This window comes from Collinsella sp. LCP19S3_A6 (assembly GCF_052122015.1).
GTDB lineage: Bacteria > Actinomycetota > Coriobacteriia > Coriobacteriales > Coriobacteriaceae > Collinsella.
In genome coordinates this window covers 14,368-25,237 of sequence record NZ_JBQKDD010000003.1, presented here as the reverse complement: position 1 = coordinate 25,237, position 10,870 = coordinate 14,368, and the positions used below count along the sequence as shown (strand labels likewise).

The 10,870-nt window shown below is 60.8% G+C and carries 9 protein-coding genes; 7 read left to right on the top strand and 2 right to left on the bottom strand.

Features of this window, described 5'->3' with window-relative positions; translation table 11 throughout:
- Positions 1 to 10 precede the first annotated feature (10 nt).
- Positions 11 to 1,573, top strand: a complete 1,563-nt coding sequence (locus ACTQVX_RS02455; RefSeq protein ID WP_427719616.1) for a cation:proton antiporter domain-containing protein — start codon at positions 11 to 13, stop codon at positions 1,571 to 1,573.
- A gap of 408 nt (positions 1,574 to 1,981) precedes the next feature.
- Here the strand turns inward: ACTQVX_RS02455 and ACTQVX_RS02450 are convergent, their stop codons facing one another.
- Both ACTQVX_RS02450 and ACTQVX_RS02445 read right to left on the bottom strand, forming a co-directional pair.
- Positions 1,982 to 2,731, bottom strand: a complete 750-nt coding sequence (locus ACTQVX_RS02450) for an SDR family NAD(P)-dependent oxidoreductase (protein WP_441540951.1) — start codon at positions 2,729 to 2,731, stop codon at positions 1,982 to 1,984.
- 214 nt (positions 2,732 to 2,945) lie between these two features.
- On the bottom strand, positions 2,946 to 4,289 hold the full coding sequence (locus ACTQVX_RS02445; protein ID WP_154517179.1) for a homoserine dehydrogenase: 1,344 nt from the start codon (positions 4,287 to 4,289) through the stop codon (positions 2,946 to 2,948).
- A 250-nt stretch (positions 4,290 to 4,539) separates the two neighbouring features.
- Here ACTQVX_RS02445 and ACTQVX_RS02440 point away from each other — a divergent pair, with 250 nt between their 5' ends.
- From ACTQVX_RS02440 to ACTQVX_RS02415, 6 genes are all read left to right on the top strand, one after another.
- The gene (locus ACTQVX_RS02440) at positions 4,540 to 5,706 is read left to right on the top strand and encodes an ABC transporter substrate-binding protein (protein WP_427719714.1); all 1,167 of its coding nucleotides are present in this window, start codon (positions 4,540 to 4,542) and stop codon (positions 5,704 to 5,706) included.
- Between the two features lie 269 nt (positions 5,707 to 5,975).
- Positions 5,976 to 7,163, top strand: coding sequence for an ABC transporter substrate-binding protein (locus ACTQVX_RS02435; protein ID WP_427719715.1), 1,188 nt, complete (start codon positions 5,976 to 5,978; stop codon positions 7,161 to 7,163).
- Between the two features lie 140 nt (positions 7,164 to 7,303).
- Positions 7,304 to 8,185, top strand: a complete 882-nt coding sequence (locus ACTQVX_RS02430; RefSeq protein WP_154517188.1) for a branched-chain amino acid ABC transporter permease — start codon at positions 7,304 to 7,306, stop codon at positions 8,183 to 8,185.
- Between the two features lie 9 nt (positions 8,186 to 8,194).
- Positions 8,195 to 9,274, top strand: coding sequence for a branched-chain amino acid ABC transporter permease (locus ACTQVX_RS02425; RefSeq protein ID WP_441064165.1), 1,080 nt, complete (start codon positions 8,195 to 8,197; stop codon positions 9,272 to 9,274).
- Positions 9,264 to 10,124 carry an ABC transporter ATP-binding protein gene (locus ACTQVX_RS02420; RefSeq protein ID WP_427719717.1) on the top strand — a complete coding sequence of 287 codons (861 nt, stop codon included), beginning with the start codon at positions 9,264 to 9,266 and terminating at the stop codon, positions 10,122 to 10,124. Before ACTQVX_RS02425 ends, ACTQVX_RS02420 begins: the two co-directional genes overlap by 11 nt.
- The gene (locus ACTQVX_RS02415) at positions 10,125 to 10,838 is read left to right on the top strand and encodes an ABC transporter ATP-binding protein (protein ID WP_229770701.1); all 714 of its coding nucleotides are present in this window, start codon (positions 10,125 to 10,127) and stop codon (positions 10,836 to 10,838) included.
- Positions 10,839 to 10,870 lie beyond the last annotated feature (32 nt).

Sequence of the window (10,870 nt, the reverse complement as noted above, 5' to 3'; positions counted from 1 at the left end):
AAGGCATCACATGGCATTCGTTTCGCTCGCCATCATCGCGCTTGTGGCTTTCGCAAGCCCCTTTATCGCATCGGCGATTCCCGGAAAGCCCGTTCCCGAGACGGTCTTTTTGCTCGTGTTCGGCGCGGTGCTGGGACCTCATATGCTCGGCGTCATCCATGTAGATGCCGAGGTCTCGCTTGTGTCCGAGCTCGGTCTGGCCTTTTTGTTCCTGCTTGCCGGCTTTGAGATCGACCCCAAGAACATCACGGGCGTCGAGGGACGCTACGGTATGGCGACGTGGGTCGTCACGTTTGGCATCGCCTGGCTTGCCGTGCGCTTTACCCCGTGGTTCTCGGTCAGCCATTTCGACGGTATCGCCGTGACGCTGGCGCTCACTTCGACGGCGCTCGGCACGCTCGTGCCCATCATGCGTGAGCGTTCGCTGACCGGCACGCGCGTGGGCGACTCCATCCTTGCCTATGGCACGTGGGGAGAGCTCGGTCCCGTGCTTGCCATGTCGGTGCTGCTCTCCGCTCGTACTGGTATCCAGACGCTCGTGATCCTTGGCTTGTTTGCACTGGTCTGTGTGCTGTTGGCCGTGGTTCCGAGCCGCTCCAAGCGCGTCGGCAGCCGCTTCTTTGCGTTTGTCGAGGAACGGGCCGACACGACGTCGCAGACGTTCGTGCGCCTGACGGTGCTCATCCTGGTCACACTCGTGGCATTTTCCGCCATCTTTGACCTCGACATCGTGTTGGGCTCTTTTGCCGCTGGCTTTGTCCTGCGCTATATCATCCCCGAGGGCAACCATACGCTCGAGACCAAGCTCGATGGCCTGGCCTATGGCTTTTTGATTCCGGTGTTCTTTACCGTGTCAGGCGCAAAGATTGACCTGACGGCCGTGGCGTCGCGCCCGGGTCTGCTCGTGGGCTTTATCGCGGCGTTGCTGATCATTCGCGCCGTGCCGATCCTTGTCTCTATGAGCATTTGTCCCGCGACACGTGACGTTTCGGCGTATGGCCGCATTACCGTGGCCCTGTACTGCACCACGGCCCTGCCGATCATCGTTGCCGTGACGAGTGTGGCCGTCAACGCAGGCGCGCTGTCGCAAGACGTCGCCTCGGTTATGGTAGCCGCCGGTGCCATCACGGTGTTCTTGATGCCGCTGCTCGCGCAGCTCTTCTATCGCGTGGTCGATGCCGCGCCGGCCACTGCCGTGGCAGAGGTCGCCGAGCACCCTGCCGACGCACTCGATATCCTGCGCGCTCACCACGACCTAGCGAGCCTGCTCGCGCGCGAGCATGAGCTTTTGACCTCGCATGGCCATGGGCGTTCGCTCGACGGCATACCTACCCTTGATTCCATTGCTGACCGCCTCTCGATCGAGGCGGCAAGCGGCCACATCGATGCCCGCATCGTGGACGCCGCTCATTTGCTGGCTGAGAAGACCTATGGCGACGAGATCGACCCGTCCAAGCTGACTCCGCGTGAGCGCCGCCGCCTGGAGCGCGCCAAGCTCGCCGTGCGCGAATACCGCCGCCGCATGCTGGAGCTCTACGCGCGCGATGAAGCCCAGGACGACGACGGCAAATAACGAGATGCTTCCCTAGGGGAAGCCGCGTCCCGCTTTAAAGACCCGAAACGGGACGCAGTTTCCGCATCGGCCCCCATCGGGAAGTCACATCCCAGAATGGACGTCCGGAGTGGGATGCGGTTTCCGCTTTGGACTCCTGCCGGAAAGCGCGTCCCAGTCTGAAGGTTCAAAATGGGATGCGCTTTCCGAATCAAAGGCCTTGAGGAAAGCGCGTCCCAGAATTGGCGTTCAAAACGGGGCGCATTTTCCGAAACATGGCCCTGAAGGAAGCTGTGTCCCGTTCTGAGCTGAAATACCGGGACGCAGTTTCCCTTACAAACAGAAGAAGGCGCGCTGCCTGCGGTTGATGCAGGCAGCGCGCCTTTTGCGTTGGGCCTCGTTGAGGTTCGAAGTCGTGGCTTGCGACCTTTAGGAGCGGGCGGCTCCGTCGACGGGGAGCACGGCGCCCGTGACGTAGGAGGACATGTCGCTCGCCAGGAAAACAAAGGCGTTGGCGACATCCTCGGGCTCGCCCATGCGACCCAGCGGAATGGTGGCGATGATGGGCTTGATGACCTCTTCGGGCAGGTTGGCGACCATATCGGTCTTGGTTACGCCGGGTGCGACGGCATTGACGCGAATGCCCATGGGGGCGAGCTCGCGCGAGAGCGACTGGACCATGCCGTTGACGGCAAACTTGGACGTGGGGTAACCGACGCCGGAGGGCTGACCGTACTTGGCGACCATCGAGCTCGTGGTGGTGATGGTGCCGCCGTGGCCGGCCTCGGTCATAATCTTGGCGGCCGCCTGGTGACCGTTAAAGACGGCGACGACGTTGAGGTCCATGACTTTGGCGAACTCCTCGGCCGTGTAGTCCAAAAGCGGCGAGCGCTGGGAGATGCCGGCGTTGTTGACGACCGTGTCCAAGCCGCCCATGTCGGTTGCAGCCTGGGTAAAAGCCTCGGTCACGGCCTCGAGTGAGGTGAGGTCGCAGGAGCGGCTCCAGACCTTGGCGTCGGGATAGGCGGCCGCCAGCTTCTCAACGGCCGCGTCGGCAGTCTCCTGGCGCGAGCCAAAGACGGTGACGGCGGCACCCTCTTCGATAAAACGGCAGGCGATGGCATAGCCGATACCGCGCGTGCCTCCGGTGACGATTGCTTTCTTGCCCTCGAGCAACATAGTGCTTCCTCTCATCGCGGGCGGACATTCTCAGCACAGCGTAGCGGTAGCCGGAATCGACCGCGTTTGCATATCGGTGAACGGTAGCGCGCGTTACCGATGGGCGGCTCGCGCAAATGTGCTCTGCCGTTGTGCTTAGGGCAGGAGGCAAAAGGGCTCCCGTCCCACATCGGACGGGAGCCCTCAAAGCGCGCATTGCTAGGCGAGCGTTGGGTTAGTTGGCCATGACGCCTTCGGTCCAGGCCTCGACGTTCTCGATGCGCAGGACGTTGGCGACCTCGGCCACGCAGTCGACGCTGGCAAGCTCGGCCGCGGCAGCCTGGACGTCCTTCTCGAGCGCGCGGTGCGTCAGGAAGATGACCGAGCAGGCATCGCTGACGCCCGACTTGCCGTCCTCGACCTGGTTGATGAGCGAGATCGAGATGTTGTGCTTGGCAAAGATATCGACCGTCTCGGACAGGGCACCCACGCGGTCGGCGACCTTCAGGCGCACATAGTACTTGGTCTGGAGCTCGTCCATGGGCTTAAAGGCGAGGTTGTGGCCATAGGGCTCAATCTCGGGCAGCGGAGCCACGCCGCGGCTGATCTGCTCGGAGAGCGACAGGATATCGCCCACGACGGCGCTCGCGGTGGGGAAGGAGCCTGCGCCGGCACCGTAGAACATGGTCTCGCCCACGGCGTCGCCTACCACGTAGACGGCGTTCATGGCGCCGTTGACCTTGGCGAGCATGTGGTCGGCGGGGATCAGCGTGGGATGCACGCGGACGTCGACGCCGGCCTCGGTGTTGCGGGCGATGCCGAGCAGCTTAATGGTGTAGCCGAGCTCGCGGGCCTGGGCGATGTCCTCGGCGCCGATGGTGCGGATACCCTGCTGGTACACATCATCGGTGGTAACGCGGGTGCCAAAGCCGATGGAGGCGAGGATGGCCGTCTTGCTGGCGGCGTCGAAGCCGTCGACGTCGGCGGACGGGTCGGCCTCGGCGTAGCCCTTGGCCTGCGCGTCGGCGAGCACGTCGGCGTAATCGGCGCCCTCGGCGTCCATGCGCGACAGGATGTAGTTGGTGGTGCCGTTGAGGATGCCGGCGATGGTCAGGATCTTGTTGCCCACCAGGTCGTGCTCGAGCGTGCTCACGATGGGGATGCCGCCGCCGCAGCTGGCCTCGCACTTAATCTGCACGCCGCACGCGCGCGCCTTCTCGGCAAGCGTCTCGACGTGACGGCCCAGCAGGGCCTTGTTGGCAGAGACGACGTGCTTGCCGTGCTCAAAGGCGGTGGTGAAGATCTCGGTCGCGGGATGCTCGCCGCCGATCAGCTCGACGACGATATCGACGGCTGGGTCGGTAACGACGTCATGCCAGTCACTCGTAAAGGCCTCGCGCTCAATACCGGCTGCCTCGGCCTGCTCCCAGGCAAGCGCGCAGGCGCGGGTCAGCTTAAGGTCGATGCCGTAGGCGGCCAGGTACTCATCGTGGTGGCTCTTGATCAGACGGGCCACGCCGCCGCCGACGGTTCCCAGACCGATCAGACCGACGTTCACGGTGCGCAGGGGTTCGCTCATAGATAGCTCCTTCGTGCATCTTATAGATTGATTGATCAAGTAATGTTGAGTGCATTCTAGCGTGAACCGAGAGCGCGTGCTCGCCAGGCAACAGGAGTCGCACAAAACGGCACCCCCGAAACGCTGCGGAAACATTGGAAACATGCTCGCTACAAACGGAACTCCGTAACAAACTGTCAACGTTTGCGCCATAAGGTTTGCCCCGTACCGCAAGACGGCCGCACCGCGGCCAGCGAAAAAGGGGGACACCATGTTCAACATCAACAGCACGCTCAGCCGTAGGAACTTTCTCGCCGGCGCCGCGGCGCTCGGCAGCGCTGCCGCGCTCGCTGGTTGCTCGTCGGGTGGCTCGGACGGCGGCTCCGCCGATGACGGTAAGACCTTCAAGATCGGTGTCATCGGCCCTCTGACCGGCGCCGCGGCAACCTATGGCGTTTCGGCCGAGAAAGGTGCCAAGCTCGCCGCCAAGGATTTCTCGACCAAGGATCTCAAACTCTCGCTTAAGTCCGAGGATGACGTCGCCGACGGCGAGAAGGCCATCAACGCCTTCAATACCTTGTGCGACTGGGGCATGCAGGCGCTCGTCGGCCCCGTCACGACTGGTGCCGCCGTCGCCGTCTCGGGCGAGATCGCCGACGATATGCTCATGGTCACGCCTTCGGCCTCGTCGCTCGACGTCACCAAGGATAAGACCACGGTCTTTCAGGTTTGCTTCACCGATCCCACCATGGGCGCCAGCGCCGCGAAGTTCCTGGCCGAGAAGTATGCAGACGCCAAGATCGCCCTGTTCTACAACTCCGGCGATACGTATAGCTCGGGCGTTGCCGACGCTTTTGCCGAGCAGGCCAAGGCGTCCAAGCTCGATATCGTCGATACCGAGACCTTTAAGGACGACTCTTCCACGAGCTTTACCAACCAGCTCACCAAGGCCAAGGAGGCCGGCGCCACGCTTATCTTTGCCCCGATCTATTACACGCCGGCGTCCGTCCTGCTCAAGAACGCCAAGGACATGGGCTACGAAATGACCCTCATGGGCACCGACGGCATGGACGGCCTGCTCTCCGTTGAGGGCTTCGACACCTCTCTTGCCGAGGGCGTGCTGCTCATGACCCCGTTCTCTGCCGACGATGAGAAGAACGCCGACTTCGTCAAGGCATATAAGGACGCCTACAACGAGACGCCCAACCAGTTTGCCGCCGATGCTTATGACTGCATCCACGCGATTGTCGAGGCAATCGATGAGGCGGACATCGACATTACGGTCGACGGCGCCGACATTGCCGGCGACCTTGCCAAGGCTATGCGCAAGATCAAGATTGAGGGCCTGACAGGCGAGCTCACGTGGAACGACGAGGGCCAAGTCGAGAAGCCCGCTACGGCCTATGTGATTCAGGACGGCAAGTACATCGCCGCCTAAGTGCATATAACGAGACCGGTGGGGCCATGTTATTCAGGGCAGGAAAGCTTGTAACAGAACGGAAACATTACTTTCACACAATAAAGTCGCTAAACTGTATAAACCGACAGAAATACGCATAATTATGGATAAATGGACAAGGCAAAAGAAAAGTTGAAATAATCGCCACTTTTCTCAACTAAAGCGTCTACTATTTTGCGAACGCCGAAGACGGCGGAGGATGGCCTGTCGGGTAACCGAAACCCGACGAGATTTGAGAGGAGAGCCGCATGTCGAGCCTCACCGGTAAGTCATTGAACCCTGTTATGAATCGCAGGAGCGTTATCGCGAGCGCAGCAGGTCTGGGGGCGATGTCCATTCTAGCTGGCTGCTCCTCCAACGGCGGCGACAGCGGTTCCGCTTCGAGCGACGCTTCGTTTAAGATCGGCACCATTGGCCCGCTGACCGGTGCCGCCGCGTCTTACGGCAAGTCCGTTACCCAGGGCGTCGAGCTTGGCTGCAAGGACTTCTCCACCAAGGAGCTGCCGCTTGCCAGCAAGGCCGAGGACGACCAGGCCGACGGCGAGAAGGCCGTCAACGCCTTTAATAACCTGCTCGACTGGGGCATGCAGGCCCTCGTCGGCCCGACCACCACGGGTGCGTCGGTTGCCGTTGCCGCAGAGTGCAGTAACGACCCCAAGACATTCATGATCACCCCGTCCGCGTCCTCCGAGGACGTCACCGACGGAAAGGATTGCGTCTTCCAGGTTTGCTTTACCGACCCCAACCAGGGCGTCAACGCTGCCAAGTTCCTGGCAGAGAAGTATGCGGACGAGAAGTTCGTGCTGTTCTATAACTCCGGCGACGCTTATTCTTCGGGCATTGCAGATTCCTTTAAGGCTCAGGCCGCTGAGTCTAAGCTCGAGATTGTTGACGAGGAGACCTTTAAGGACGACTCCGCTACGAGCTTTACCAACCAGCTGACCAAGGCCAAGCAGGCCGGCGCCACCATGATCTTTGCGCCGATCTACTACACGCCGGCGTCCGTCCTGCTCAAGAACGCCAAGGACATGGGCTACGACGTCAAGATGATGGGATGCGACGGCATGGACGGCATCCTGGGCGTCGAGGGCTTCGACACCTCTCTTGCCGAGGGTCTGCTGCTCATGACCCCGTTCTCCGCCGACGACGAGAAGAATGCCGACTTCGTCAACGCTTACAAGGATAAGTACGGCGATACCCCCGACCAGTTTGCCGCCGATGCCTACGACGGCGTGCACGCGGTGGCCGAGGCCCTCAAGGAGGCCGGTCTTGGTGTCGACGCCGACCCGACCGAGGTTGCCGAGAAGCTGCCCAAGGCTATGCTCAAGATTACCGTTGACGGTCTGACCGGCAAGCTCTCCTGGAACGACAAGGGCCAGGTCCAGAAGGATCCTACGGCGTATGTCATCACCGACGGCAAGTACGTACTGGCCTAATAGGCCGCCTTACATAGAGCGGTTTTGATCCCAAGCAGGGGAGGTTTTTCGCCTTCCCTGCTTGCTTGGTATCTGGGGACAACGTAACGTCCCTGTTTCATACATCAACTGGAAACCTATTCGAAAGGGGGATGTGGAACATGACGGTCTTTATCCAATACCTGGTCAACGGCCTGTCCATGGGCAGCGTCTACGCCATCATCGCGTTGGGCTACACCATGGTCTACGGTATCGCCAAGATGCTCAACTTCGCTCACGGCGATGTCATCATGGTCGGTGCCTATGTCTCGTTCTGCGCCACGTCGTATCTCGGCCTCCCGGGCTGGGCATCTGTAGTTCTCTCTTGTGTGGTCTGCACGGTTCTCGGTGTTCTCATTGAGGGTCTGGCCTATAGGCCGCTGCGCCAAGCAGGCCCGCTGGCCGTTCTGATCACGGCCATCGGTGTGTCCTACTTCCTGCAGAATGCCGCGCAGCTTCTGTGGGGCGCCACGCCCAAGAACTTCACTTCGCTCGTCACCTTCCCGGTGCCGGAGTTCTTGGCCAAGTTCAACGTAAGTGCCGTCTCGCTCGTCACCATCGTCGCCTGCCTGGTTATCATGGCCGGTCTGATGATCTTTACAGGTAAGACCAAGATGGGCAAGGCCATGCGCGCCGTGTCCGAGGACAAGGCCGCCGCTCAGCTCATGGGCATCAACGTCAACCGCACCATCTCGATGACGTTCGCCATCGGCTCCGCCCTTGCCGCCATCGCCGGTGTGCTCCTGTGCTCCTACTCGCCGGTTCTGCAGCCCACCACGGGCGCCATGCCTGGCATCAAGGCCTTCGACGCTGCCGTTTTCGGCGGCATCGGCTCCATCCCCGGTGCCTTTGTCGGCGGCATTCTCATCGGCATCATCGAGGCGATGGCGCAGGCTTACATTTCCACGAGCCTTGCCAACTCCATCGTCTTTGGCGTTTTGATCATCGTCCTGCTCGTCAAGCCTGCCGGCCTCTTGGGCAAGTACGTACCCGAGAAGGTGTAGGTGAGCGTTATGAAGTTTCTTACAGACAAGCAGACGCGTCACGACTTTGTCACGTACGCCATGTGCGTTGTGGCGTTCGCCATCGTGTTCTTTATGCAGTCTAACCACATGATTCCGCGCATGATTGTCGGTCAGCTGGTTCCCATCACGGCCTATATCGTCATGGCCATCTCGCTCAACCTCGTCGTCGGCATCGCGGGCGACTTGTCGCTGGGCCACGCGGGTTTTATGAGCGTCGGCGCCTATACGGGAATCGTCACCGCCGTCGCGCTGGAGAGCGCCATTCCGTCCGACCCGGTGCGTCTGATCATCAGCATTGTGGTCGGCGCTATCGCCGCTGCCATTCTGGGCTTCCTGATCGGTATTCCGGTTCTTCGCCTGAGCGGTGACTACCTGGCCATCGTAACCTTGGCCTTTGGCGAGATTATCAAAGAGATCGTTACCTGCCTCATTGTGGGCGTCGATTCCCGCGGCCTGCACGTGATCTTTAACATCACGGGCAATTCCACGATCGACGACCTGCACCTGCTCGAAGACGGCACCGCTATCATCAAGGGTGCCCAGGGCGCATCTGGTGTTTCGACCTACTCGACGTTCCTTGCTGGCGCCATCCTGGTTATGGTTGCGCTCGTGATTGTGCTCAACTTGGTCCGCAGCCGCACCGGTCGTGCCATCATGGCCGTGCGCGATAACAAGATCGCTGCCGAGTCCGTGGGTATCTCCGTCACCCAGTACCGCATGATCGCCTTCGTGGTTTCCGCCGCTCTCGCCGGTGCTGCCGGAGCCCTCTTCGGCGGTAACTTCTCGCAGCTCTCCGCCACTAAGTTCGACTTCAACACGTCGATTCTCATTCTGGTGTTCGTGGTCCTGGGCGGTCTGGGCAACATGCGCGGTTCCGTCATTGCGGCGGCGCTGCTCACGGTGCTCCCCGAGCTGCTCCGTCAGTTCTCGGACTACCGCATGCTCATCTACGCCATCGTGTTGATTCTGGTCATGGTCTTTACTAACAACCCGCAGCTCAAGGCGTTCTTCGCGCGCATTAAGGACCGCTTTGCTTCCAAGAAGGAGGTGGCAACCGATGCCCAGTAAGTTTGAGTTCAACAAGGGCAAGATGGTCCCGTATCCTTCTGGCGCCATCGTTCCCGACCGCGACCTGGGCGAGCGCCCGGCGCTCGAGTGCATCCACCTGGGCATTGAGTTCGGCGGCCTTAAGGCGGTCGACGACTTTAGCCTGACCATCGGTAAGACCGAGATCGCCGGTCTCATCGGCCCCAACGGAGCCGGCAAGACCACGGTCTTCAACCTGCTCACCAAGGTGTACCAGCCCACGCACGGCACCATCCTGCTCGACGGTGAGGACACCTCGGGCAAGTCCGTCTACCAGGTCAACCGCATGGGTATCGCTCGTACCTTCCAAAACATCCGCCTGTTCAACACCATGACGGTGGAGGACAACGTAAAGGTCGGCCTGCACAACCAGGAGCGCTACTCCGGCTTTGAGGGCGTGCTGCGCCTGCCGACGTATTGGAAGCACGAGAAGGCCGCCCATGAGCGCGCCATGGAGCTTCTGTCCATCTTTGATATGGAACATCTGGCAAACGAGCAGGCCGGCTCGCTGCCTTACGGCGCTCAGCGTCGTTTGGAGATCGTCCGCGCGCTTGCCACCAATCCCAAGCTACTACTGCTCGACGAGCCTGCCGCCGGCATGAACCCGTCCGAGACTGCGGAGCTCATGGCGAACATCGTCAAGATTCGCGACACCTTTGGCATTGCCATCATGCTCATCGAGCACGACATGTCGCTTGTCATGAATATTTGCGAGGGTATCTGCGTGCTTAACTTTGGCAAGGTCATCGCCAAGGGCACGGCCGAGGAAATCCAGAACAACGAAGCCGTTATTGAGGCTTATCTGGGCAAGCAGGATAAGGGGGAGAACTAAATGGCAGAGCCGATGCTTTCCGTCTACAACATCAACGTCTGGTACGGCGCCATCCACGCCATTAAGGACATCTCCTTTAACGTTAACGAGGGCGAGATCGTTGCCCTGATTGGCGCGAACGGCGCCGGCAAGTCCACGACGCTCAAGACTGTCTCGGGCCTGCTGCGCTCCAAGACCGGCTCCATCAAGTTTATGGGCGAGGACATTATCCATACGCCCGCCGACAAGCTGGTTGGCAAGGGCCTGTCTCAGGTACCCGAGGGGCGTCGTGCCTTTTTGCAGATGACGGTCGAGGAGAACCTGGAGATGGGTGCCTATACACAGCCCAAGTCCACGGTTGCCCCGGGCCTCGAACGTGTTTACGAGCAGTTCCCGCGCCTGAAGGAACGCCGTCGCCAGGTGGCCGGCACCCTTTCGGGCGGCGAGCAGCAGATGCTCGTTATGGGTCGTGCCCTTATGAGTAACCCCAAGCTGCTCATGCTCGACGAACCCTCCATGGGTCTGGCGCCGATCCTGATCGAGCAGATCTTCCAGATTGTCGAGGATTTGCACAAGGCCGGCACCACGGTGCTCCTGGTCGAGCAGAACGCGCAGATGGCGCTTTCCATCGCCACACGCGGCTACGTGCTCGAGACCGGCAAGATCACCATGACCGGCACCGGCCAAGAGCTGCTGCACGACGACAACGTCCGCAAAGCTTATCTTGGTGGTTAATCCATCCAGTAATAGGGGCGCTGACCAACTCG